This is a genomic window from Microbispora cellulosiformans (assembly GCF_008728085.1).
In the GTDB taxonomy this organism is placed as follows: domain Bacteria; phylum Actinomycetota; class Actinomycetes; order Streptosporangiales; family Streptosporangiaceae; genus Microbispora; species Microbispora amethystogenes.
In genome coordinates this window covers 15,023-38,155 of sequence record NZ_VYTZ01000026.1, presented here as the reverse complement: position 1 = coordinate 38,155, position 23,133 = coordinate 15,023, and the positions used below count along the sequence as shown (strand labels likewise).

Here is a 23,133-nt window from a genome sequence, read left to right as displayed (position 1 = left end):
ACCCGCTCCCGCGTCTCCGGACGCACCTTCTCCGGAGCGTTCAGCACCCGCGACACCGTCATCGCCGACACCCCCGCCAGCTCCGCGACGTCTTCCATGACCGCCGCCCTCGGGCGCTCGACCGGGCTCTCTCCAGGCCGCACCATCGTCATCCCCCGCGTCCCCGCTCTTTCCGATCAGTCGCCCGAACGAACCCGCCACGAACCGCCACAATTCCGACGCGGTGCCGACGTGACTCCGGCACCGGCGGACGGTGTGCGCGCGGGCGGCGACCACCAGCGGGACACGCCCAGAAAAGGAACGTTCCGCCTGGTGATCGCGCCCTTCACACCACGCACCTGATGGTACCGTTAACAGCTTGGTTTCCCTGGTCGTGACCCCCGCACCGGCCCATCGCGCAACTCCGCGCGGGCGAGCCAGGCGAGGGCGCACAGGAGGACGGCTCCCCCGCCCGCCTGTACGGTGGTCATGCGCTCCCCCAGCAGGACGACACCGGCGACGGCCGCGACGAGGGGTTCGAGCAGCGAGACGACCGACGCGGTGACACCTCCCACGACGCCCAGGCCGGTGAAGAACAACCGGTACGCGAGCGCGGTCGGCACGATCGCCAGGTAGCCGAGCAGCAGCACGCTGGTCATCGTGTGCCCGATGGGCAGCAGCCCCCCGCCCGCCGCGAGCGGGAGCAGGCACAGCGCACCCCCGGCGAAGCCCCACACCGCCACTCCCTCCGCGGGCATGCGGCGGGTCGCGAGAGTGACGAAGGAGTAGGCGGCGGCCGACACCAGGCAGTAGCCGACGCCTGCCGGGCCGGCCGGGGCGGCCGTTCCTCCCGTGAGCATGGCCAGCCCGGCGAGGGCGAGACCGGCGCAGGCGAGAGCCGTACGGCCCAGGGGTTCACCCAGGAAGATCCGGCCGCCGGCCGCCACCAGGAGCGGAGCCGCCCCCATGGTGATCATGGTCGCGACCGCGACGCCGGTCTCGGCGATCGCCGCGAAGTAGGCGGCCTGGCACACCGCCATGGCGGGGCCGACGAGCAGCACCGCCCGCCAGGAAGGGCGGCCGCGCGCGACCACGAGCAGGAGCGCCGCCCCGCAGGCGAAGCGCCAGAAGGACACGGCGACGGGGCTCAGCCGGCCCGCGTCGTGGAGCATCGCCCCCGCCGCGCCGCCGGTTCCCCAGGCGGCCGCGGCGGTGGACACGTAGACGAGACCCTGCCGTACGGACAGGGCTGGAGCATGGTTCATCGATGTCTCTCCGGTGAGGTGGGCCCGATTCCCGTACGCGGGCAGGGGCCACCGGCCGGGCCCTCCAGGCCCGGCTCACCTGATGACGCCGCCCGCTATCGGGCGGGCGGCGGAGAGACGATCAACGGCATGCGGGTCACACTAACGGGCTCTCCCGAAACACGGCATCGGCTTTTCCGGCATTTGGGGGGTGCCGGTGCGCGCGGCCGGACATCGAAGTCGTAGTCTTGGGATCGTGACAGCCCGAGGCGAGGTCAGGTCGCCTCGGGCTGTCCGCTGTCCGGCCCCCCGGTAGCACGGCAGCAGGGGCAGCACGAGCGGCGCGCCTCAGGGCCGCGCAGGCACGCCTCCCAGGAATCCGAGGACGCGCGACCACGCGCCGGCGCAGGCCTCCGCCAGTTCCGGCCGGCCGAGTTCGAAGAAGCTGTGCGGGGCTCCCGGATAGGTGACGAACTCGTGCTCGACGCCCGCGCCGTCCAGCGCCTCGCCGAACGCCTTCACCACCTCAGGGGAGATGCCCTCGTCCGCCCCGCCGAACAGCCCGAGGATCGGGCCGCGCAGCTCGCCGGCCAGCTGGGTGGGGCCGGGGTTGCCGAAGAGCGCGTCCGGATATCCGTACAGGCCGATGACGCCGCGGAATCCGAGCTCGGGGCGGGCCGCCAGAAACGCGAGTCTGCCGCCGAAGCAGAAGCCGAGCGCGACGACGTCCTGGTGTCCCTCCGCCCGCAGGCATCGCGCCCCGGTGGCGATGTCGGCGAAGAGGGTGTCCTTGTGCGCCCTGCCCAGGTGCTCCATGTGCGGGAAGCCGGCCGGCCGCGGGCCGGTCCCCGCCGTACGGCCGAAGTAGTCGATCGCCAGCGCGGGATGCCCCTGCTCGGCGAGGCGTACGGTCAACTGCTCGTAGAACCCCGACAGGCCCCGGTTGTCGGGGAGGACGAGCACGGCGGCGCCGGCGCGTTCTCCGGGACGGGACAGGAACGCCGCGAACTCCGCTCCGTCGCCCGAGGTCAGGACGAGGCGCTCGGACGACGTGGTCGTCACCGGAGCACCGTGAACGGGGGGTACGGCATCGGCGTCATAGCACACGGGCGGGCATCCCTTCATAATCGAAAATGCTCGACGCCCGAAAGGCTATAACACTGGAATTCCATCATATCAGGACAAAATAAATTGCCGATAATCCTCGAATTCCGGCTTGATAACGAGAAAGAGGCCCATCTCCCCGTCCCAAGGGAGATGGGCCTCTCGGATGCCACGTGCCTCGCCGGCCGTGTGCCTCGATGCCGCGCCTAGATCACCGGGCCGGGCGTGTCCCGCGGCGGCAGAGGTCCGCTACCGGGGAGCGGGCCCGTACCGGGCGCCGGCGGGATCGGACCACTGCCGGGCGCCGGCAGCGGGGTCTCGCCCGGGTAGTCCGGGTTCACGGTGCGCGGCGGCATCGGCTCGCCGATGTCGTAGCCCGTGCCGGAGCCCCCACCGGAAACGCCGCCGGAACCGGTTCCGCCCTGCTGGTGCGGGCCGGGCACATCGCCGCGCCAGGCGCCGGTCTCGCCGCCGCGCGACTCGATGAAGGTCTTGAAACGCTCCAGGTCGCCCTTGACGCGCATGCGCACGAGCTGAAGAGCGTCCGCCGCCTTCTCGAGGAAGCCCTCGGGGTCGTACTCCATCTGGAGGGTGACGCGGGTGGTGTCGTCGCCGAGCCGGTGGAACGTGACGACCCCGGCCTGCCGCGGCGCGTCCAAGGAGCGCCAGGCCACACGCTCGTCGGGGTGCTGCTCGGTGATCTCCGCCTCGAACTCCCGGCGGACTCCCGCGATCTCGACGACCCAGTCGGTGCGCGTGTCGCCGATCTGCTTGACCGATTCCACGCCTTCCATGAACTCCGGGAAGCTCTCGAACTGCGTCCACTGGTTGTACGCGGTACGGATCGGGACATTCACATCGATGGACTGTTCGATCGAGCTCATGCCTCCTCCTTCTCTCTTCGGCTGCACGACAAGCCCTGCCCGCTGAGGGCGGCCTAAACCCGGAGGTGAGAAGCCCCGTCGGCGCCCGCGTCCTCCAGCGTCCGGTCGCCGCCCGCGTACCAGCCGGTGACCACCTGTACGGCGAGCGCGGCGAACAGCAGGCCGAACGGCAGCGCCCAGCCACCGCTCACCTGGTGGAGGAGTCCGAACGTGATCGGACCCGCGCCCGCGATCAGATATCCGGCGCTCTGCCCGAAGGCGGAGAGGGCGGCGGTGCCCGGCGCCGTCCGGGTCCGCAGCGCCAGCATCGCCAGCGCCAGCGGGAAGGTGCCGCCGCCGAGCGCCACGAGGATGGCCCACGCCCACATCGCGTGCCCGGTCAGCATCCCGGCGAAGCCGGCCGCGTACAGGGCCGCGAAGGCGATCACCAGCGGGCGCTGCCCGGACAGCCGGGTCGCCAGCGTGGGCACCACCATCGAGATCGGGATGCCGAGCCCGGTGAACACGGCGAGCACCACCCCGGCCTGTCCGCTGGTGTAGCCGTTGTCCTGCAGCAGCAGCGGCAGCCAGCCGAACATGACGTAGGCGATGAGCGACTGCGACCCGAAGTAACCGGCCACGGCCCAGGCGAGCCTGCTGCGCAGGAGACTTTCGCCCGCCGCACGGGCGGGGGTGCTACGCCGCTCCGGCTCACCGCGCCTGAGCGCGAGCCACGGAATCGCGGCCACGGCGGCCAGGGCCGCCCACACCCCGAGTGCCACGTGCCAGTTGCCGCCCGCGGCCTGCTGCACCGGGACGGTGGCGGCGGCGGCCACCATCGTCCCGGCCGCGAGGGCGGTCGAGTAGACGGTCGTCATGGCGCCCGACCGCCGGGGGAAGTGCTTCTTGATCAGTGTGGGGATGACGACGTTGCCGACGGCGCCTCCCGCCAGCGCGACCGTGCTCGCGGCCATGAACGGCGCCGCCGAGTCGACGAGGGAGCGGACGGCCTGACCCGCGGCGAGCAGCACGATGGCGGTCAGCAGCAGCCGGTGCTCGCCCATCCTCCGGGACATGGCCGGCGTCAGCGCCCCGAACAGGGCGAAGCTCACCACCGGCAGCGTGGTCAGCAGCGCGGTCGTCGCGCCGGACATGCCGAGCCCGGTGCTCACCTCGTCGAGAACGGTGCCCACGCTGGTCACCGCGGTGCGGAGGTTAAGCGCGGCGAGGGCGATGCCGCCGGCGATCAGCCACGCCATCGACCCGCCCGGCGCTCTCCACGCGGCTCTCCATGGAGCCCCACTGGCGGCCCTCCGCGTGACGACGGCACTCATCGCCGCAACAACTCCCTTCATCGGGTCATCCTACGTTTGACACCCTACCAAAGGCCTCAAACTCCTCGTTTGTTCCCGGTTCCGAGAGTGAGTCGTGGAGAGGATCGTCAGCGGCGGACGCCGCGCAGCAGCCACAGCAGGCCGACGACGGGCAGCACGAGCGGCACGAAGCCGTACCCGCTGCCGTACCCCGACCACACGGTGGCGTGCGGGAAGGCGGCCGGGTCGGCCAGGCTGAGCGTGCCGACGACCAGCACGCCGATCAGTTCGACCAGGCAGGCGGCGAGCGCCACCCGGGCGGCGCCGCGGGCCAGCGCCACCGTCAGGACGATGTAGACGACCGCCGCGAACGCCGACAGCGCGTACGCCAGGGGCGCCTCGGCGAACCGCGTGGCGATCTGCACGGCGGCGCGGGAGGTCGCGGCCAGCGCGAAGACGCCGTACACGGCCACGAGCACCCGCCCGGGCCCGGACCGTACGGCCGCGTCGCTCACGGGACCATGTCCCAGACCTGCAGCAGCCGCCCGGTCATGACGGCCACGGTGAAGGCGGCCACGGCGATGACGCCTGGGCCCCAGCGCGTACGCTCCGCCCGGCCCCACCACACCGCGGCGGGCGGGATCACCACGGTGCCCGCCAGGTATCCGACGAAGGTCGCCTTCTCCGCGACGTGCCCGATCCCGGCGAGGGCGAACCCCGCCTGCACGAGCACGGCGATCTCCAGCAGCCCCAGCCCGGCCAGCAGCACCGGCCCCATCGGCCGGTCCCGTACGGCGGTGACCACGGCGACCAGCGCCAGCAGCAGGGCCGCGCCGATCAGCCAGCCCGAGTAGGCGCCGTTCATGCCGCGCTCAGGACCGTGCTGAGGGGGTGGGCGGACAGTGGAGGCATGGCCAGAAGGCTATCGGCCCGGCCGCCCACCCCCTCGCGCGGCCCGGTCCGCGCTCGATCAGGGCGCGTCAGCTCCGCCGGGTCTCCGCGAGCAGCAGGTCGACCGCGTCCTCGGCCCTGCCGTTGACGGCGAACGCCCCCCGCTGCCGGGAGGCGGAGCTGCCGCGGAGCAGTGCCTCGTTGGCGAGCTCCGACACGATCTCCCAGTCGCCGAGCTCCTCCAGGGTCGGCCGCAGTTCCTCCAGCATCCACGTGACGAGCCGCGGCGCCGGTTCCGGCCGGCTGGTCACGGGCGACATCAGCTCGCCCTCCAGCCCGTCGCGGGCCGCCCGCCAGTTGGCCGCCCGCAGCAGCGCGAGACGCTGCTCCCCCGTCGGCGGCTCACCCCGCTCGACGGCCTCGATCTCCCTGCTCATGAGGGCCCGGAAGAGCCCGGCCAGCAGCACCACGTCGTCCGCCAGGGGGCAGGAGTCGCAGACGCGCATCTCCACCGTGGGCACGTGGGCGCTGAGCCGCAGATCGTAATAGATCATGCCGGCGTCCTTGATCACGCCGGAGGCGACCAGGTCCTCGGCCGTCCTGTCGTACTCGGCGGCGTCGGCGAACGGGCCGAGCGGCCCGGCCGTCGGCCAGCGCTGCCAGGTCAGCGCCCGGCTGCTGGCGTAGCCGCTGTCCTCGTTCATCCAGAACGGCGAGCTGGCGCTGAGGGCGAGCAGCGGGGGAAGCCACGCCTCGACGCGCTGGGCGGCGAGCACCGCCACGTCCCTGTCGTCGATCTCCACGTGCACCTGCGCCCCGCAGATGAGCTGCTCCTCCGCCAGGAACCGGTAGGACTCCGACAGATAGCGGTAACGCTCCCCCGGGGTGAAGGTGTAGCCCTCGATGCCGGTGTTGGGGGTCGTCCCGGCGGCGATGACGCCCACGCCCAGCGGCTCGCCGGCCGCGACGAGCGCCTGGCGCAGCCGTACGATCTCGGCTCGTACGTCGCTCAGGTCCTCCATCGGGGTGCTGTTGGTCTCCACGACCGATCGCTGCAACTCGGCCGAGAACCCCTCGTCCGGCAGCCGCTCCAGCATCGACTCCGCCAGCGGCGTGAGACGCCGGGACTGGAGGTCGACGACAAGAAACTCCTCTTCAACGCCGACAGGCCGTCTCTTCATCATGGCCGGGTCACTACCCCCGTCACGGAAAGTAGTCCTGGCCTGGGCGGATCGACGAGAAACGAGGCCATCACGGCCACCGCCGAATCCCCTATACGCCGAACCTTTTCCGTGGATGATGGCTCTCATCGGTAGGGGCCCGACATTTCCACTAGGGGGAAAGGAACCGACATGCCGGTCGACCTGACCAACGGAAAGCCGCTCGCCTGGGATTCGGCGAAACTCGACGCCGACACCAAGGCGATGCTCGACAACCTGCAGCCGAACATCCTGCAGGCGCACGTACGCGAGAGCATGTCCCTGCTGCTCGTGCAGTTCGGCGACGGCGCGGACGGCAGACGGTTCCTGCGCGCACTGGTGCCGCTCATGAAGTCGGCCAGGAAACACCTCGAGGAGGTGCGCGACTTCAACCGCGCGAAGAAGCGCGGCACGCCGTACGTCGGCGTCGGCATCAGCAAGCTCGGTTATCTCAAACTAGGCGAATCCACCACTAAATTCACCGACAACGCGTTCAAGTCGGGGATGAAACGGCGCAAGGATACCCTGAGCGACCCGGCGGTCGGCGCGTGGGAGAAGCACTACCAGGGAGAGATCCACGCGATCGTGCTGATCGGGGACGCCAGCCCCGAACCGGTCGCCGCGACGCGCACGCGCGTCCTCGCGCTGCTGCCGAAGACCGCGAAGATCCTCGGCGAGGAGAAGGGCGAGGGCCTGCGCGACGCCCAGGGCCGGGGCATCGAGCACTTCGGCTACGTGGACGGCCGCAGCCAGCCGCTGTTCCTCGCCGACCAGGTGGCCGCCGAGCCCGGCACCAACTGGAACCCGTTCTTCCCGCTGAGCCACGTGCTCGCCGCCGACCCCCTCGCCCCGCACCCGAGCCGTCACTTCGGCAGCTACCTCGTGCTGCGCAAGCTGGAGCAGAACGTCCGCGCGTTCCGCGAGGCCGAGGAGTCCCTCGCCGACGCGCTCGGCTTCACGGGAGACGACCGGCCGCTCGCCGGCGCGATGCTGGTGGGCCGGTTCCGCAACGGCACGCCGCTGCGGCTGCACGGCAGGCCGAGCGCCGAGGGCCACCCGGTGCAGAACGACTTCAGCTACCGCGACGACCCCGGGGCCAGATGCCCGGTGAGCGCGCACATCCGCAAGGCCAACCCCCGCGACTCCCGTGACGGCGGGCTGGAGCGCTCGCTCGGGGTCATGATGGCGCGGCGCGGGCAGACGTATGGCAGGCGAACCGACAAGCCGTGGGACGACGCGCCCCCGGCGACCCGGCCGACCGGCGGCGTGGGACTGCTGTTCATGGCGTTCAACTCCAGCCTGCAGGCCCAGTTCGAGTTCACCCAGCAGACCTGGGCCGACAATCCGGATTTCCCCGCCGGAAACACCGGCCACGACCCCGTGATCGGCCAGGGCGAGCGGGAGGTCAAGGTGCGCTTCCCCACGGGGTGGGACGGAAAGAAGCTGAGCGCTCCCCAGAAGCAGGTTCCTCAGACGGTGACGATGAAGGGAGGCGAATACTTCTTCATGCCGTCGCTCGCCTACCTCAAGAGCCTGTGACACCCCGGCTGAGTGCGGGCGCACCCGAATGGGTGGAGCTATGGGGACTCGAACCCCAGACCCCCTCCATGCCATGGAGGTGCGCTACCAGCTGCGCTATAGCCCCTTGCCACCGCTCCGAGTCCTCCCGGCGCGGCGCTCGGAGAGCATATATCCATGCCTCTCCGTTTACCTAATCGTCACCAGTCACACTGGTAACACGCGTGTCAGCCGTCCGCGGTGGCGGCGGGGCTGTCGTCGCTGCTGACGGGCTCGGGCAGGGTGCCCGCGTTGTGCTCCATCAGGCGCCACCCCCGGCGGCCTTCCTCCAGCACCGACCACGAGCAGTTGCCCAGGCTGCCGAGCGCCGACCACAGCTCCTGCGGCAGGCCGAGCAGGCGGCAGATGCCGAGCCGCAGCGCGGCGCCGTGCGAGGCGATCACCAGCAGTCCGTCGTCGGCCAGGCGGCCCGCCCAGCGCTCGACCGCCTCGGCCACCCGGTCGGCGACGTGCGCGACGTCCTCACCGCCCGGCGCCTCCCACGCCTCGTACTCGACCGGCCAGCCCGCCCTGATCTCGTCGCGGGTCAGGCCCTCCCACTCCCCGCCACCGCGCTCGCGCAGGTCCTTGTCGACCATGACGTCGAGGCCGGTGATCCGGCCGAGGGCGGAGGCGGTGTCGTAGGCGCGGCGAAGGTCGGAGGCGACGAGCATCGTCGGCCGCAGGGCCGCGAGCAGCGAGGCCGCCCGGGCGGCCTGGGCGATCCCCGTCTCGTCCAGCGCGATGTCGGTGTGCCCCTGGAAGCGCTTCTCCACGTTCCACAGCGTCTGCCCGTGCCGCAGGCAGACGACGCGGCGGCCCATCACGCCGCCCCGGCGATGGCGTCCGTCACGGGTTCGCCCCGCGCCCGCGCTGGGCGGCGACCCGCCGTACGCTCTCCGGCAGCTCGATGGACGGGCAGTCCTTCCACAGGCGCTCCAGCGCGTAGAAGGCGCGGTCCTCCTCGTGCTGCACGTGGACCACGATGTCGAGGTAGTCGAGCAGGACCCAGCGGCCCTCCCGCTCGCCCTCCCGGCGTACGGGCTTGGCGTCGGCCTCGACCCGCAGCCGCTCCTCGATCTCGTCGACGATCGCGCGGACCTGCCGGTCGTTGGACGCGGAGCAGAGAAGGAAGGCGTCGGTGATGACGAGCTGTTCGCTCACGTCGTAGGCGATGATGTCGTCGGCCAGCTTCTCGGCGGCGGCCTCGGCCGCCACCCGCACAAGCTCTGCCGCTCTCTCGGATGCTGTCACGATTCGGTTCTGTCCTCCGTTGACGGGCTCTTCAAGGGTGCACAGTCCGCGGCCCCCGTACAACCCGCTTTTCCGTGGAGACCCTACCGCCACACCCTGTCGATACCGGAGTTATGCCCGGGATCGGAATTTCAACGTCCTTCCGCGCCCGATGATTCCGCCAGGCGGACGCCCACGGCCCCGCGCCCGTAAGGGTGCGGGGCCGCATCGGCCAGGTCGCCCGCGGAACCGCGCGGGCCGGCCGTCAGTGGCCGTGGTGCTTCACGTGCTTGTGATGCACGTGCTTCTTGTGCTTCTTGTGCTTCTTGTGCTTCTTGTGGTGAGGCTTGGTCGGCTTGACGTGCGGGACCCGCTGCCCCTGGCCGGTTCCGGTGCCGTGTCCCGTGCCGATGGTCGTCACCTGCGCGGGAGTGGTCGTGCCGGCCGTGGCGGTGGCCGTGCCGCTCAGCAGCGCGGCCCCTCCCGCCGTGAGGGCGGAGGCGAGAACTGTCGCGACGGCGAGTCGCATCGATTTCGGGTGCATGGTCCCTCCTTGCGCCCGGTCAGGGCTGGGACGGGTATGGCGACCAGGAGTTCCTGGTCCGCGGGAACGGGCCGCGAGCCCTCCCGAGCCAGTTCGGGGGACGGCATTCCTCCGGCGACATCGCGCCTCACGGCCGTACTCCCGATCCTGTATCGCCGGGCCCGAAGGTTCCAGGGGAGTTGACGCAAGCCTGCCCGGTGGTCTCGGACCATTTGACCACGCAGAGTGATCCGGCGGACGCGGGACGTCCATGACCACGCGTCCCTTGTCCGCCCCTTGGTCCCGCCCCTGTTCAGCCGGCCGGGTCCCGGTAGAGGCGGCGCTTGTTGATGTACTGCACGATGCCGTCGGGAACGAGGTACCAGATGGGTTCCCCGGCGGCCACGCGGTCGCGGCACTCGGAGGAGGAGATCGCCAGGGCGGGGATCTCGACCAGGCTCACCTTCCCGGCCGGCAGGCCGGGGTCCTGCAGCGGGTGGCCGGGCCGGGTGCAGCCGACGAAGTGCGCGGTGTCGAAGAGCTCGTCCGCGTCGCGCCAGCTCAGGATCTGCGCGAGCGCGTCGGCGCCGGTGATGAAGTAGAGATCGACGTCCGGTCCGTACGCGGCGGCGACGTCGCGCAGGGTGTCGATCGTGTACGTGGGCCCCGGCCGGTCGATGTCCACCCGGCTCACCGAGAAGCGGGGGTTCGACGCGGTCGCGATGACGGTCATCAGATAGCGGTCCTCGCTGGAGGAGACGCGCTGGTCCGCCTTCTGCCACGGCTGCCCGGTCGGGACGAAGACCACCTCGTCCAGGTCGAAGTGGTGCGCCACCTCGCTCGCCGCCACCAGGTGGCCGTGGTGGATCGGGTCGAACGTCCCGCCCATCACGCCCAGCCGCCGGATCTCCGTCCCGTTTCGCATGAAACGGACCTTAACGTCCTCGCCCAGCCGGTCCGTGACCCGGCCTCCCGGGACGCCGTCCTGGCTCCTCGCGGCGTCCCGCGCGCGTCCGCCCCCTGAGACATAGCATGCGGAACATGACCACTCCCGATCGCAACCGCGTGCAGCTGCCCGGCATCAGCTCACGAGCCTACGAACATCCCGCCGACCGGTCCGCGCTGGTCGCGATGCGTTCGCTCTCCGGCTTCGACGCGGTGCTCAAGCGCACGTCCGGCCTGTTCAGCGAGCGCAGGCTCCGCCTGATGTTCCTCGCCTCCGCCGTGCGCACGACCGACACCCAGTTCCGCGCCCTGTACGACATGGGCCGCGACAGCGCCTACATCCTCGACCTGCACCGGATCCCCGAGATCTACGTGCAGCAGGACCCCAAGGCGTACGCGATGGCGATCGGTTTCGACGAGCCGTTCATCATCGTCTCGACGGGCCTGCTCGACCTCATGGACGAGGAGGAGCTGCGCTTCGTCGTCGGCCACGAGACCTCCCACATCCTGTCGGGCCACGCCGTCTACGGCACGATGCTCGCGATCCTGACCCGGCTGGCCACGCGGGTCGCCTGGATCCCGCTCGGCTACATCGGCCTGCGGGTCATCGTCGCGGCCCTGGAGGAGTGGCAGCGCAAGGCGGAGATGTCCGCCGACCGGGGCGGCCTGATCGCCGGGCAGGACCCCGACGCCGCGCTGCGCGCGCTCATGAAGCTCGCCGGCGGCTCGCGCCTGCACGAGATGAACATCGAGGCGTTCCTCGACCAGGCCAGGGAGTACGACACCGCGGGCGACGTGCGCGACGGCCTGCTCAAGGTCCTCAACATGCTGGGCACGACCCACCCGTTCGCCGTTACCCGGGTCGCCGAACTCGACCGCTGGCGCCGCACCGGCGAGTACGACCGCATCCTCGCCGGGGACTACCCCCGCCGGGAGGACGACGCCAACGCCCGGCTCACCGACGAGATCAAGGCCGCGGCCAACTCCTACCGGGAGTCGTGGGCGCAGTCGCAGGACCCGTTCATCGGCGTGCTGCGCGACGTCGCGGAGGGCGCGGTCAACGCGGGCGAGCGCATCTTCAACCGCTTCGCCCGGCGGGAGAACTGACCCGGCCGCTCGGAAGAGGGCAGCAGAAGGTCAGAAGAAGTAGGAGACGGCGCGTACGGCGGCCGCGCACAGCGGCACGAAGCCGCCGAGCACGGCGAGCGCCCGCAGGCCCTCCCGGCGCAGGCCCGGTATGGCCCCGCCGGCGCGCTCGATCTCCCGCCCGACGAGCCCGCCGCTGACCACCCCGAAGGCGACCCCGCCAATCGTGACCGGGACCACCTGAGACCACCAGTCGGGCTCCAGATTCGCGCCGGAACCCACCCAGATCGCGGCGAACGCCGCCGCGGCGGCCGGCAGGCCCGGCCACACCACGGCCGACAACGCCGAGCCCGACAGGGTGAGGGGGAAGAGCAGCACCCGCAAAAAGGTGCGCCCCCGGCCGGGCCGGCGTGTCCGCACCAGCCAGTGGCTCGTCCAGATCGCCCTGGTCACCACGGCGAACACCGCGGTGATCACGAAGGTGGCCGGCGGGTAGATCACCGCCGTCACCACGCACGGCACCGCGAGCAGCGCGACCAGGACCAGCGCCGCGTTCCCGGTCGGGATGCCGAGCGCCCCCTCGGGCGCGGCCGGGCCGGCCGCCGGTTTCGCCTGGGCCCGCGCCGAGGTCTTCAACGGGGTCCGCAGCGGTGTCCGCACCGGGGTCCTCGTCGCGGGCCGGGCCGGGCCGGTGCGGGCGGCGGCCTCCGCGGAGGCGCGCACCTGTACGGCCGGCCCACCCGGACCGTGCTCCCTGCCGCTCTCCCTGCCCCGCTGCGGCGGGGCGAGCGGCGCGGCGGCGGCATGGTCCGGCGCGTCGCCGGCGACCCGCGCGAGCCTGGACAGGCGGTCCGCGATCAGCGCGGCCGTGGGACGGCGGGCGGGGTCGCGGTGCAGCGCCGCGCGCACCAGCGGCAGCAGCGCGGGGGGCACCCCCACGAGATCGGCCTTGCCGTTCAGCACGGCGTACATCTGCGACTCGGCGGTGCCCCGGCCGAAGGTGGGCCTCCCGGTGGCCGCGAACGCGACCGTGGCGGCCCAGCCGTGCACGTCGGCGGGCTCCCCCACCGTCTCGTCGGAGAACACCTCCGGCGCGCAGTAGCCGGGCGTGCCGAGGAACGTGCCGGTCATCGTGACCCGGGTCGCGTCGAGCACCTGGGCGATCCCGAAGTCGATCAGGACCGGCCCGTCCTCGCCGAGCAGCACGTTGGCCGGTTTCACGTCGCGGTGCACGATCCCGCCCGCGTGGATGATCGCCAGCGCCGCGGCGAGCCCCTGCGCCAGGGTGATCAGCTGTGGCCCCTTGAGCGGGCCGCCGCGCCGTACGGCGTCGAGCAGGTTCTCCCCCTCGATGTACTCCATCACGAGGTAGGGGTGGTCGCCCGACAGGTCCGCGTCGAGCACCTGGGCGACGTACGGGCTCTCCACCCTGCGCAGCGCCCGTACCTCGCGCTCCAGGCGTAAGCGCGCGTCCGGATCGTTCTCGATGGGATCGCGGAGCATCTTGACGGCGACGCGGTCGCCCCGGCGGCCGTCGGCGAGGTACACCTCGCCCATGCCACCCCGGCCCAGCCGCTCCAGCAGCGTGTAGGGGCCGACCCGCCCGAGACGTCCAGCCATAGGAGCGCCAACCATAGCGGGCCCGGCGCCCGAATCGGCGGAGGCGCGCCGTGGTCCGATACAAGCCAACACCAACCGGCCCACAAGAGCGGCCCGGCAGAGTGTGCTCCGGAAACACAGGTACGACGGAGACAGCGATGCCGATGACCGACTCCTCCGGCCCGATCACGGTCGTGGTCGCCGCCGACAAGCCCCTGCTCGTCGAGGGAATCCGATCCGCCCTCGACCAGGCGGCCGGCCTCCGCGTCGCCGGCACCGCGTGCGACGACCTCGACGCCCTCCGCCTGTGCGTACGGCTGTCGCCGCGGGTGCTGCTGGCCGACCTGGCCATGCTGGGCGCGCTGGAGTCCCTGCCCCGCCGCTGCCCCGCCGTACGGGTGCTCGCGCTCGGCGCGGACGACGGCGAGGCGGGCTTCACGGGCGCGCTCCGCGCCGGGGCGTACGGCTACCTGCTCACCGGATCACGCCCCTCGGAGATCGCGGCGGCGGTCACGTCGGTGGCCCACGGGCAGGTCGTCTTCGGCGGCGGGCTGGCCCCCCGGCTGCTGGACCGCCTGACCACGCCGCCGGCCCGCAGCCCGTTCCCCGGCCTCACCCAGCGGGAGCACGAGATCCTGGAGCGGCTGGCCGACGGCAGGTCGAACGCCGAGATCGCCCGCGAGCTGTGCCTGGCCACCAAGACGGTGCGCAACCACGTGAGCAACGTGCTGACCAAGCTGGAGGCGCCGAGCCGGGTGGACGCGGCGCTGCGGGCGAGGGACGCGGGCCTCGGCTCGCGTCCCGTGCTCACCCGCGTCTGAGCCCGCCACCGAGCCCGCCCCGCCGCTGAGCCCGCCATGAGCTCGCGAGCCCGCCTCCGGGCCCGCTGTGGGCCGCCGCGGGGGCGCCTCTGTGGCGCCCCCGTGGGCACCTCTGTGGGCGCCTCTGCGGGTCACACCCGGATGTGCCCGTCCCCGGTGTAGATCCACTTGGTGGAGGTGAGCTCCGGCAGGCCCATCGGCCCGCGCGCGTGCAGCTTCTGGGTGGAGATGCCGATCTCCGCGCCGAAGCCGAACTCGCCGCCGTCGGTGAAGCGGGTCGAGGCGTTGACCGCCACCGCGGCGCTGTCCACGGTCGCGACGAACCTGCGGGCGGCCTGCTGGGACCGGGTCACGATGGCGTCGGTGTGGGCCGAGCCGTACCGCCGGATGTGCGCGACCGCGTCGTCGAGCGAGTCGACCACCGCGGCGGCGACGTCGAGCGAGAGATACTCGGTGGTGAAGTCGTCCTCGGTGGCCGGCACGACGTCCGCGCCGTAGGACCGCACCCGCTCGTCGCCGTGGACGGTCACCCCCGCGTCCTTGAGCACCGTCAGCGCCTTGGGGACGAACTCGTCGGCGATCGCGGCGTGCACCAGGAACGTCTCGGCGGCGTTGCACACCGAGGGCCGCTGCGCCTTGGCGTTCACCAGGATCTTCAGGGCGGTCTCGACGTCGGCGTCGGCGTCCACGTAGACGTGGCAGTTGCCCACCCCGGTCTCGATGACCGGCACCGTCGACTCCTCGACCACGCTGTTGATCAGCGACGCGCCGCCGCGCGGGATCAGCACGTCGACCAGCCCCCGGGCGCGCATGAGGTGCCGGACCGACTCACGGGTCTGGCCCGGCACGAGCCGTACGGCGTCCGCCGGCACCTCGGTCGACGCCAGCGCCTCCCGCATGATCCGCACGAGCGCGGTGTTGGAGGAGTACGCGCTGGACGACCCGCGCAGCAGCACGGCGTTCCCGCTCTTCAGGCACAGCGCCGCCGCGTCCACGGTGACGTTGGGCCTGCCCTCGTAGATGATGCCGATGACCCCGAGGGGCACCCGCACCTGACGCAACTCGAGGCCGTTCGGCAGCGTGCTGCCGCGCACGACCTCACCGACCGGGTCGGGCAGGTCGGCCACCTCGCGGACGGCGGCGGCGATCTTCGCGATCCGGGCGGCGTCCAGCCGCAGCCGGTCGATCATCGCCTCGGGCACGCCGTTCGCCCTGGCCTGGTCCACGTCGACGGCGTTGGCCGCGACGATCTCGTCCGTGGCCGCCTCCAGCGCGTCGGCCACGGCACGCAGCGCCGCGTCCTTCGGCGCGCGCGGCAACGGCGCGAGCGCCGCCGCGGCGTCCTTCGCCGCCCGCGCGACCTCCAGGAACTCCGCTGCCTCGGATCCAACCTCGGGCACGACCCCGGACACAACCTCAGACACTGCCTCGGACATTGCCTCGCGCTCCGTCGCTTCTTCTCGGTGGACTACAGGAGGGGACTACAGGATCACGATGTCGTCCCGGTGGATCAGCTCACGCTCGTACTCCGGGCCGAGTGCGCTGGCCAGCTCCCGGGTGGAGCGGCCGAGCAGGTCGGGGATCTCCCCCGCGTCGTAGTTGACCAGGCCGCGGGCGACCGCGACGCCCGTCGGCGCGCACAGGTCGACCGGGTCGCCGGCCGCGAAGTCGCCCTCGACCTTCACGACGCCGGCGGGCAGCAGCGACATCCGCCGCCCCACCACGGCCTCGACCGCGCCCGCGTCCAGGTGCAGCCGGCCGCGCCCGGTCGTCGCGTGGGCGAGCCACAGCAGCCGGGTGCCGGGGTGGCGGCCCCCCGGGTGGAAGCAGGTGCCGATGTCGGCCCCCGCGAGCGCCTGGGCCGCGTGCGCCGCCGCCGTGAGCACGACCGGCACGCCCGCCCCGGTGGCGATGCGGGCCGCCTCCACCTTGGTGATCATGCCGCCGGTGCCCACGCGCCCGGAGGTGCCGAGCTCGACGCCCTCCAGGTCCTCGGGGCCCCTGACCTCCGCGATGCGGGCGGCGCCGTCCTTGCGGGGATCCCCGTCGTACAACGCGTCCACGTCCGACAGCAGCACCATGCCGTCGGCGTGGATGAGGTGGGCCACCAGCGCCGCCAGCCGGTCGTTGTCGCCGAACCGGATCTCGTCGGTGGCCACCGTGTCGTTCTCGTTCACGACGGGGACGATGCCGAGCTCCAGCAGCCGGGCCAGCGTCCGCTGGGCGTTGCGGTGGTGCGAGCGGCGCATCATGTCGTCGGCCGTCAGCAGCACCTGCCCCACGCGTAAGCCGTACCTGGCGAAGGAGGAGGTGTAACGGGCGATCAGCACGCCCTGCCCCACCGAGGCTGCGGCCTGCTGGGTGGCGAGGTCCTTGGGCCGGGCGCGCAGCCCGAGCGGGCCGAGCCCGGCGGCGATCGCCCCGGACGACACCAGCACGATCTGCGCGCCCGCCAGCCGCCGGGCGGCCAGCACGTCCACCAGCGCGTCGACCCGGTCGACGTCGATCGTGCCGCTGGGGGTCGTCAGCGACGACGATCCCACCTTGACCACCAGCCGCGCGGCCGCGCCGATCCGCTGCCTGCCCGTCACCTCGTCTCCCCTCTCACCGCTCCCCCTCCCACCGCGTCTCCCGGTCAGCCGAGTCTCAGGTCGGTGCCGCGCGGCCCGAGGACCGCCTCGGCGCCCCGCGACGGCTGCCAGTCGAAGACGTAGCCGCCCTCCATCGGACCGATGACGACCTCGGCCCCGGCCGTCGCGCCGGCCTTGACCAGCTCCTCCTCGACGCCGAGCCGGTCGAGCCGGTCGGCGAGGTAGCCGACGGCCTCGTCGTTGGAGAAGTCGGTCTGGCGGATCCACCGCTCGGGCTTCTCGCCGGTCACCTGGAAGCGGTTCTCGTCGATCCGGCGTACGGAGAACCCGGCCTCGCCGAGCTGCTTGGGCCGGATGACCAGACGCGTGGGCTCCTCGACCGGTGCCTGCGCCCGGGCCGCCGCCACCATCTCGGCCATCGCGTACGACAGGGGCCGCAGGCCCTCGTGGCTGGCGGCGGAGATCTCGAAGACCCGCACGCCGCGCTCCTCCAGGATGGGCGTGACGATGTCGGCCAGGTCACGGCCGTCGGGGACGTCCACCTTGTTGAGCGCGACCAGGCGCGGCCGGTCCTGCAGGGAACCGTACGCCGCGAGCTCGGCCTCGATCACCTCGAAGTCGGTCACCGGGTCGCGTCCCGGCTCCAGCGTGGCGCAGTCGAGCACGTGCACGATCGTCGAGCAGCGCTCGACGTGCCGCAGGAACTCGTGGCCGAGGCCCCGGCCCTCCGAGGCGCCGGGGATGAGCCCGGGCACGTCGGCGACCGTGAAGACGGTCTCCCCGGCCGTGACGACCCCGAGGTTCGGCACGAGGGTGGTGAACGGATAGTCGGCGATCTTCGGCCGGGCCGCGGAGAGCGCCGCGATCAGGGACGACTTGCCCGCGTTGGGGAAACCCACCAGCGCGACGTCGGCGACGGTCTTGAGTTCGAGCACGATCTCGGCCTCGTCGCCCGGCTCCCCGAGCAGCGCGAAGCCGGGGGCCTTGCGCTTGGCGTTGGCGAGTGCGGCGTTGCCGAGGCCGCCGAAGCCGCCCTGCGCGGCGACGTACCGGGTGCCCGAGCCGATCAGGTCGACCAGCACCTCGCCGGTCCTGGCGTCCTTCACGACCGTGCCGTCGGGCACCGGCAGGACGACGTCCTCGCCGTTGGCGCCGTCGCGGTTCGAGCCCGTGCCCTGCTTGCCGTTGCCCGCGCGGCGGTGCGGCCGGTGGTGGTATTCGAGCAGGGTCGAGGTGTTCGGATCCACTTCCAGGATCACGTCTCCGCCGCGGCCGCCGTCGCCGCCGTCCGGCCCGCCCAGCGGCTTGAACTTCTCCCGGTGGATGGAGGCGCAGCCGTTGCCCCCGTCACCCGCCTTGATGTGCAGGACGACGTGGTCCACGAAGTCGGCCATCAGCCGCTCCCCCTTACTGCTGTGCCGGAACCCGGCCGGAACGCGGCCGGGGAAAACGAATGAGGCGGACCGAATGCTCGATCCGCCTCATCGTGCTGCTACAGGTGTCCGGGCGGATCTACTCCGCGGCCGGGACGATGCTCACCGCGCGGCGACCGCGCTTGGTGCCGAACTGCACCCGGCCGGTGGCCAGGGCGAACAGCGTGTCGTCGCCGCCGCGGCCGACGTTGTCGCCGGGGTGGAAGTGCGTGCCGCGCTGGCGGACGATGATCTCGCCCGCGTTCACCAGCTGGCCGCCGAAGCGCTTCACGCCGAGGCGCTGGGCGTTCGAGTCACGGCCGTTCCGGGTGGACGAGGCGCCCTTCTTGTGTGCCATGGTTCACTCCCTGTCGGGGGTAAGCCGGGGTATCCCCCGGGAGACTACTTTCCGGGGTTGATATCGGTGACCTTGACCTGGGTGTACCGCTGGCGGTGACCCTGGCGCTTCTTGTAGCCACTCTTGTTCTTGTACTTCAGAATGCGGATCTTCGGACCCTTGGTCTCGCCGAGGATCTCGGCGAGCACCTGGAACCGGGAGAGAGTGGCTGCGTCGGTGGTGACATCGCCGTCGTTGACGACGAGCACCGCCGGCAGCGACACCGAGGAGCCGACCTCACCGGCGACCTTGTCCACCTCGAGGACGTCCCCGACGGAGACCTTCTGCTGCCTGCCGCCGCAACGAACGATCGCGTACACCGCGGAACCCTTCTACTGGCTAATGCTGAGATGCCGCGCCCCGCATCCAGCTGCTGTCGATATACGACCGGCGGTCCGGGCAGGCGCGCGAAGCCAGGCACGCCAACACCAGGCGCACCGGATGACCAGGGTACCGGATATCCGGCACCCAGGTCGAACCGAGCGGACCGCCGGGTGACGAAGTCGCTACTCCGCCGTCTTCCTGCGGGAACGTCGCCGTCCCCGGGAGGACGGCGCGGAGCCTTCGCCCTCGTCTGCGTCGATGGCGTCGGTGACGCTCTCACGCGCCGACGCCGTCGCGGCGGCGACCGATCCCTCGCCCGCCGCCAGCTTGTCGGCCACCGCCTTCTCGATGGCCATCTTGCCCTGCGTGCCGCGCGGCTCGGGCCTGCCCTCGACCGGTTCGGTCGACACGATGATCCCGCGCCCGTGGCAGCAGTCGCATGGTGTGGAGAACGCCTCCAGCAGGCCCTGGCCGACCCGCTTGCGGGTCATCTGCACCAGGCCCAGCGAGGTGACCTCGGCCACCTGGTGCTTGGTGCGGTCCCGCGCCAGGCACTCCAGCAGCCGCCGGAGCACCAGATCGCGGTTGCTCTCCAGCACCATGTCGATGAAGTCGATGACGATGATGCCGCCGATGTCCCGCAGCCTGAGCTGGCGGACGATCTCCTCGGCCGCCTCCAGGTTGTTGCGGGTGACGGTCTCCTCCAGGTTGCCGCCCTGCCCGGTGAACTTGCCGGTGTTGACGTCGACGACGGTCATCGCCTCGGTCCGGTCGATCACCAGGGAGCCGCCGGACGGCAGCCACACCTTGCGCTCCATCGCCTTGGCGATCTGCTCGTCGATCCGGTAGGCGGAGAACGCGTCGGTCTCCTCCTGCCACTTCGACAGCCGCTCGGTGAGGTGCGGGGCGACATAGCGGACGTACTCGTCCACGGTCGTCCACGCGTCGTCGCCCTCGACGACCAGCGAGGTGAAGTCCTCGTTGAACACGTCGCGGACCACCCGGACGGTCAGGTCGGGCTCGCCCGACAGCAGCTCCGGCGGGCTGGCCGACTTGGCCTTGCGCTGGATGTTCTCCCACTGGGCGGACAGCCGGGCCACGTCGCGGGCGAGCTCCTCCTCCGAGGCGCCCTCGGCGGCGGTGCGCACGATGACGCCCGCGTTCTCCGGCATGACCTTGCGCAGGATCTGCTTGAGCCGGGCCCGCTCCTTGTCGGGGAGCTTGCGGCTGATCCCGGTCATCGAGCCGTCCGGCACGTAGACCAGGTAGCGGCCGGGAAGGCTGATCTGGGAGGTCAGCCGGGCCCCCTTGTGACCCATCGGGTCCTTGGTGACCTGCACCAGCACCGACTGCCCGGACTTCAGGGCCGCCTCGATCCGCTTCGGCTGGCCCTCCAGCCCGGCGGTGTCGAAGTTCACCTCTCCGGCGTACAGCACCGCGTTGCGGCCCTTGCCGATGTCGACGAACGCCGCCTCCATCGAGGGCAGCACGTTCTGGACCTTGCCCAGATAGACGTTGCCGACGTACGACTGGCTCGACTCGCGGTCGACGTAGTGCTCGACGAGGACGCCGTCCTCCAGCACCGCGATCTGGGTGCGGCCGCCCTGGCGGCGCACCACCATGATCCGCTCGACCGACTCGCGCCGGGCCAGGAACTCCGACTCGGTGATGATCGGCGGGCGGCGGCGGCCCAGCTCACGGCCCTCACGGCGGCGCTGCTTCTTCGCCTCCAGCCGGGTCGATCCCCGTACGCCCTGGACCTCGTCGACGGACGTGGACCGGGTCGCGCGCGGCGCGCGGATGCGGACGACGGTGTTGGGCGGGTCGTCGGGGGTGGGCTCGGCCTCCTCGCTGCCCCTGCGGCGGCGACGACGGCGGCGGCGGGTGCCGCCCTGGGCGTCGGACTCGTCCTCGGCCTGCTCGCGGTCCTCGTCCTCGTCCTGCGCGGCCTGCGGCTCCTCGCCCTCGGCCTCGGACTCCTCGCCGTCCTCGGCGTCCCTCGTCCGGCTCCCCCGGCCCCGGCCGCCACGGCGGCGGCGACGGCGGCGGCCACCGGCGTCGGACTCGTCCTCGCCCTGCTCGCCCTGGTCGGCGGTCTCCTCCGGCTCCTCCTGCTCGAGGTCCTCGTCGCCGGCCGTCACCGGCGCCGGGGCGGGCGCGGCGGGCCGCTGCACGGGCACCGCGAAGGGGTCGGGAGCCTGGAAGAGCGGATGGAACAGCGCCGACGGCGCCTGGAAGGTCACCGAGGGCGAGGGCTGCGACCGGGAGGACAGGCCGAAGGGGTCGGCCACGACGTCCGGCCGGCCGCTCTCCTCCTCGGTCTCCTCGATGTCGATGTCCTCGATGTCGAGCGGTTCGTCGTCCAGCGGTTCCTCGTCGGGCAGGTTGAGCCGCAGCGCGGCGGCCACCTCGGCCTCCGCGGCGCTCATCGCCCTGGATCGTTCCGGTGCGGACTCGTCCGCGCGGGCACGGCGGCGGCGGCGCGGCGCGGGGGTCTCCTCGGCCGGCGGGGCGGGCGCGGAGGGCTCGACCTGTTCGGCCTGCTCCGGCACGTCGGTCCGCTTGCGGCTGCGGCGGCGGCGCGTGGGCGCGGTCGGCTCGTCGTTCCCGCCGTCCACCGGCCCGGTGCTCGCAGTCTCGGCGCTCGCGGTTTCAGTGCTCGCGGTCCCGGTGTTCACCGGCTCGGGGGCGGCGGCCGGGGCCGCGTCGCCGCGAACCACATCACCGAGGGCCACGTCGTCACCGGCCGGGGCCTGCGCGGGCACCGTCGTCTCCGCGACAGGTGTCTCCACTGCGGCGGGCTCGGCGGTCTTGCGGCGGCGGGTGGCCCGCTTCGGCCGCTCCTGGACGACCGGCGCCTCCTGCGCCTCCTGACCCGGCTGCCCTGTCTGCTCCGGCTGGGCGGGCGCGGCGGGCTCCGCCGCCCTGGGCGCGGCCGCGGCGGCCACCGTGGTCACCGGCGGCGGCAGTTCGTCCGGCTCCGGCGGTGGCCCGGCGGGCCGGCTCGCCGACCGGCGGCGTGGTGTGGACGCACGGACCGAACCGGAGGAAACCGCGTTCCCCCCGGCCTGGTCCCGGTCTTCTGTTGTCGTTTCACCGTCAAGGCTCACAGCCCCGTCAGTGGGCTCGTTGTCGAGCATGCGGGCGCTCTCCCGTCAGCCCCCGGGCACGTCTCCGCGCCGCGCGGAGGCTCTCGTCTCTCGCGGTCCGCCGGGCCTCCTGTCGGCGCCGCGGCGGCAAGTCTTATCGTTCTCCGCCTGCCCGGTCGATGTCGAACGGGTCGGCGGGCTCACCGGTCACCGCGTCGAGCGGCCCCTGCGCCAGCCTGGTCACCGCAGCGGGTGACGGCGGCGCGAAGCCTGCCACGAGACGCAGCCCCATGAGCACGTCATCGGGTCGTACGGCAGGTGTTTCGTGCCGAACAACCATACGAAGTATGACACACGGCTGAACAGGCTCCTGACCTGCCGTCTTTTCCGGCCCCTCCACGACGGTCAGCGTACGCACCGCCTGGCGGGCGTCGAACCGCCGCATTCCCTTCTTGGTCAGGCGTTCCACCTCGACGTGACCGGCCGAGAGGAACTCCTTCACCGCCCGCTCGGCCTCCTCCGGTTCGGCCCCCGGGAGCCGCAACTCCCAGACCGAGCCCTCCAGCCGGTCCGCCAGGCCGCCGTCCCGCGCCTCGACCACGTCGAGCACGTCCAGGCCCGGCGGCAGCGAGGCGTCGAGGTCGTCGCGGACCCGGCGTGGATCGCACGCCCGGTTGACGCCGATCTCCAGGTATTCGGCCTCGCTCGCCACCCCGGTGGGGGCGGCGCCCGCGTAGGAGATCTTCGGGTGAGGGTTGAAGCCCGCGCTGTAGGCCACCGGGATCCCCGCTCGCCGCACCGCCCTCTCGACGGCGCGGGAGATGTCGCGGTGGCTGGTGAAGCGCAGCCGCCCCCGCTTGGCGTAACGCACGCGCAGGCGCTGCACCGTGGGTTCGGGCGCGGGCCCCTCGGGAACGGGTTTCACCAGTTCCGTCGTCCTTCCGGTATCGGTCAGTCGTCTTG

23 protein-coding genes and 1 tRNA gene are annotated in these 23,133 nt (G+C 72.2%); 3 read left to right on the top strand and 21 right to left on the bottom strand.

The annotated features are described in order from the left end of the window. From F5972_RS39585 to F5972_RS36200, 8 genes are all read right to left on the bottom strand, one after another. Positions 1 to 62: LacI family DNA-binding transcriptional regulator (locus F5972_RS39585; protein ID WP_404803102.1), on the bottom strand; the 62-nt coding region annotated here is incomplete at its 3' end. 288 nt (positions 63 to 350) lie between these two features. Next, on the bottom strand, positions 351 to 1,244 hold the full coding sequence (locus tag F5972_RS36230; protein WP_150940588.1) for a DMT family transporter: 894 nt from the start codon (positions 1,242 to 1,244) through the stop codon (positions 351 to 353). Between the two features lie 327 nt (positions 1,245 to 1,571). Then, positions 1,572 to 2,285, bottom strand: coding sequence for a dienelactone hydrolase family protein (locus tag F5972_RS36225; protein WP_225312213.1), 714 nt, complete (start codon positions 2,283 to 2,285; stop codon positions 1,572 to 1,574). Positions 2,286 to 2,533: 248 nt separating this feature from the next. Beyond that, positions 2,534 to 3,211 (bottom strand): SRPBCC family protein, encoded by a 678-nt coding sequence (locus tag F5972_RS36220; RefSeq protein ID WP_150940584.1) that lies wholly within the window; start codon positions 3,209 to 3,211, stop codon positions 2,534 to 2,536. Positions 3,212 to 3,264: 53 nt separating this feature from the next. Then, positions 3,265 to 4,449, bottom strand: coding sequence for a CynX/NimT family MFS transporter (locus F5972_RS36215; protein WP_225312212.1), 1,185 nt, complete (start codon positions 4,447 to 4,449; stop codon positions 3,265 to 3,267). A gap of 182 nt (positions 4,450 to 4,631) precedes the next feature. Further along, entirely contained in the window at positions 4,632 to 5,018 is a 387-nt protein-coding gene (locus tag F5972_RS36210; RefSeq protein WP_150940582.1) for a hypothetical protein, read from the bottom strand. Further along, a complete protein-coding gene (locus F5972_RS36205; RefSeq protein ID WP_150940580.1) occupies positions 5,015 to 5,368 on the bottom strand; it encodes a hypothetical protein in 354 nt (117 codons plus the stop codon). The genes F5972_RS36210 and F5972_RS36205 overlap by 4 nt, the downstream gene beginning before the upstream one ends. A gap of 115 nt (positions 5,369 to 5,483) precedes the next feature. After that, positions 5,484 to 6,578: a carboxylate-amine ligase gene (locus F5972_RS36200; RefSeq protein WP_150940579.1), complete on the bottom strand. Its 1,095-nt coding sequence runs from the start codon at positions 6,576 to 6,578 to the stop codon at positions 5,484 to 5,486. Positions 6,579 to 6,746: 168 nt separating this feature from the next. Between F5972_RS36200 and F5972_RS36195 the strand changes: the two genes are divergently transcribed. Beyond that, entirely contained in the window at positions 6,747 to 8,132 is a 1,386-nt protein-coding gene (locus F5972_RS36195; protein ID WP_150940577.1) for a Dyp-type peroxidase, read from the top strand. Positions 8,133 to 8,165: 33 nt separating this feature from the next. Here F5972_RS36195 and F5972_RS36190 read toward each other — a convergent pair. The 5 genes from F5972_RS36190 to nadD all read right to left on the bottom strand — a co-directional run bounded on the left by F5972_RS36190 (position 8,166) and on the right by nadD (position 10,831). After that, positions 8,166 to 8,238, bottom strand: a tRNA-Ala gene (locus F5972_RS36190). A gap of 100 nt (positions 8,239 to 8,338) precedes the next feature. Beyond that, positions 8,339 to 8,974: a histidine phosphatase family protein gene (locus F5972_RS36185; protein WP_150940575.1), complete on the bottom strand. Its 636-nt coding sequence runs from the start codon at positions 8,972 to 8,974 to the stop codon at positions 8,339 to 8,341. A 25-nt stretch (positions 8,975 to 8,999) separates the two neighbouring features. After that, entirely contained in the window at positions 9,000 to 9,404 is a 405-nt protein-coding gene (rsfS, locus tag F5972_RS36180; RefSeq protein WP_150940572.1) for a ribosome silencing factor, read from the bottom strand. A 244-nt stretch (positions 9,405 to 9,648) separates the two neighbouring features. Then, positions 9,649 to 9,927: a hypothetical protein gene (locus tag F5972_RS36175; RefSeq protein ID WP_150940571.1), complete on the bottom strand. Its 279-nt coding sequence runs from the start codon at positions 9,925 to 9,927 to the stop codon at positions 9,649 to 9,651. 292 nt (positions 9,928 to 10,219) lie between these two features. Next, positions 10,220 to 10,831 (bottom strand): nicotinate-nucleotide adenylyltransferase, encoded by a 612-nt coding sequence (nadD, locus tag F5972_RS36170; RefSeq protein WP_150940569.1) that lies wholly within the window; start codon positions 10,829 to 10,831, stop codon positions 10,220 to 10,222. A 116-nt stretch (positions 10,832 to 10,947) separates the two neighbouring features. On the opposite strand from nadD, the gene F5972_RS36165 reads away from it, so the two are divergent. Next, positions 10,948 to 11,958: a M48 family metallopeptidase gene (locus F5972_RS36165; protein WP_373868742.1), complete on the top strand. Its 1,011-nt coding sequence runs from the start codon at positions 10,948 to 10,950 to the stop codon at positions 11,956 to 11,958. A 30-nt stretch (positions 11,959 to 11,988) separates the two neighbouring features. Here the strand turns inward: F5972_RS36165 and F5972_RS36160 are convergent, their stop codons facing one another. Next, complete coding sequence (locus F5972_RS36160) at positions 11,989 to 13,557, bottom strand: serine/threonine-protein kinase (RefSeq protein ID WP_150940565.1); 1,569 nt, start codon at positions 13,555 to 13,557, stop codon at positions 11,989 to 11,991. Positions 13,558 to 13,694: 137 nt separating this feature from the next. On the opposite strand from F5972_RS36160, the gene F5972_RS36155 reads away from it, so the two are divergent. Beyond that, positions 13,695 to 14,357: a LuxR C-terminal-related transcriptional regulator gene (locus tag F5972_RS36155; protein WP_150940563.1), complete on the top strand. Its 663-nt coding sequence runs from the start codon at positions 13,695 to 13,697 to the stop codon at positions 14,355 to 14,357. Between the two features lie 131 nt (positions 14,358 to 14,488). On the opposite strand, the gene F5972_RS36150 is transcribed toward F5972_RS36155, so the two are convergent. The 7 genes from F5972_RS36150 to F5972_RS36120 all read right to left on the bottom strand — a co-directional run bounded on the left by F5972_RS36150 (position 14,489) and on the right by F5972_RS36120 (position 23,095). Continuing rightward, entirely contained in the window at positions 14,489 to 15,757 is a 1,269-nt protein-coding gene (locus tag F5972_RS36150; protein ID WP_263641887.1) for a glutamate-5-semialdehyde dehydrogenase, read from the bottom strand. An 81-nt stretch (positions 15,758 to 15,838) separates the two neighbouring features. Next, the gene (gene proB, locus F5972_RS36145) at positions 15,839 to 16,948 is read right to left on the bottom strand and encodes a glutamate 5-kinase (RefSeq protein WP_225312211.1); all 1,110 of its coding nucleotides are present in this window, start codon (positions 16,946 to 16,948) and stop codon (positions 15,839 to 15,841) included. 44 nt (positions 16,949 to 16,992) lie between these two features. Beyond that, a complete protein-coding gene (gene obgE / locus F5972_RS36140) occupies positions 16,993 to 18,342 on the bottom strand; it encodes a GTPase ObgE (RefSeq protein ID WP_150940559.1) in 1,350 nt (449 codons plus the stop codon). Between the two features lie 118 nt (positions 18,343 to 18,460). Next, entirely contained in the window at positions 18,461 to 18,718 is a 258-nt protein-coding gene (gene rpmA, locus F5972_RS36135) for a 50S ribosomal protein L27 (protein WP_030505847.1), read from the bottom strand. A gap of 44 nt (positions 18,719 to 18,762) precedes the next feature. After that, positions 18,763 to 19,077: a 50S ribosomal protein L21 gene (rplU, locus tag F5972_RS36130; protein ID WP_150940557.1), complete on the bottom strand. Its 315-nt coding sequence runs from the start codon at positions 19,075 to 19,077 to the stop codon at positions 18,763 to 18,765. 186 nt (positions 19,078 to 19,263) lie between these two features. Beyond that, the gene (locus F5972_RS36125; RefSeq protein ID WP_449843643.1) at positions 19,264 to 22,038 is read right to left on the bottom strand and encodes an Rne/Rng family ribonuclease; all 2,775 of its coding nucleotides are present in this window, start codon (positions 22,036 to 22,038) and stop codon (positions 19,264 to 19,266) included. Between the two features lie 286 nt (positions 22,039 to 22,324). Further along, complete coding sequence (locus F5972_RS36120; RefSeq protein WP_225312210.1) at positions 22,325 to 23,095, bottom strand: TIGR03936 family radical SAM-associated protein; 771 nt, start codon at positions 23,093 to 23,095, stop codon at positions 22,325 to 22,327. Between the last annotated feature and the right edge of the window lie 38 nt (positions 23,096 to 23,133).

Excerpts from the sequence above, each read along its gene's own strand:
- F5972_RS36230 (WP_150940588.1), bottom strand. The coding sequence starts at position 1,244 with ATGAACCATGCTCCAGCCCTGTCCGTACGGCAGGGTCTCGTCTACGTG.
- F5972_RS36220 (WP_150940584.1), bottom strand. The coding sequence starts at position 3,211 with ATGAGCTCGATCGAACAGTCCATCGATGTGAATGTCCCGATCCGTACC.
- F5972_RS36215 (WP_225312212.1), bottom strand. The coding sequence starts at position 4,449 with ATGGCGTGGCTGATCGCCGGCGGCATCGCCCTCGCCGCGCTTAACCTC.
- F5972_RS36205 (WP_150940580.1), bottom strand. The coding sequence starts at position 5,368 with ATGAACGGCGCCTACTCGGGCTGGCTGATCGGCGCGGCCCTGCTGCTG.
- F5972_RS36200 (WP_150940579.1), bottom strand. The coding sequence starts at position 6,578 with ATGATGAAGAGACGGCCTGTCGGCGTTGAAGAGGAGTTTCTTGTCGTC.
- F5972_RS36195 (WP_150940577.1), top strand. The coding sequence starts at position 6,747 with ATGCCGGTCGACCTGACCAACGGAAAGCCGCTCGCCTGGGATTCGGCG.
- F5972_RS36185 (WP_150940575.1), bottom strand. The coding sequence starts at position 8,974 with ATGGGCCGCCGCGTCGTCTGCCTGCGGCACGGGCAGACGCTGTGGAAC.
- F5972_RS36175 (WP_150940571.1), bottom strand. The coding sequence starts at position 9,927 with ATGCACCCGAAATCGATGCGACTCGCCGTCGCGACAGTTCTCGCCTCC.
- nadD (WP_150940569.1), bottom strand. The coding sequence starts at position 10,831 with ATGCGAAACGGGACGGAGATCCGGCGGCTGGGCGTGATGGGCGGGACG.
- F5972_RS36165 (WP_373868742.1), top strand. The coding sequence starts at position 10,948 with ATGACCACTCCCGATCGCAACCGCGTGCAGCTGCCCGGCATCAGCTCA.
- F5972_RS36160 (WP_150940565.1), bottom strand. The coding sequence starts at position 13,557 with ATGGCTGGACGTCTCGGGCGGGTCGGCCCCTACACGCTGCTGGAGCGG.
- F5972_RS36155 (WP_150940563.1), top strand. The coding sequence starts at position 13,695 with ATGCCGATGACCGACTCCTCCGGCCCGATCACGGTCGTGGTCGCCGCC.
- obgE (WP_150940559.1), bottom strand. The coding sequence starts at position 18,342 with ATGGCCGACTTCGTGGACCACGTCGTCCTGCACATCAAGGCGGGTGAC.
- rpmA (WP_030505847.1), bottom strand. The coding sequence starts at position 18,718 with ATGGCACACAAGAAGGGCGCCTCGTCCACCCGGAACGGCCGTGACTCG.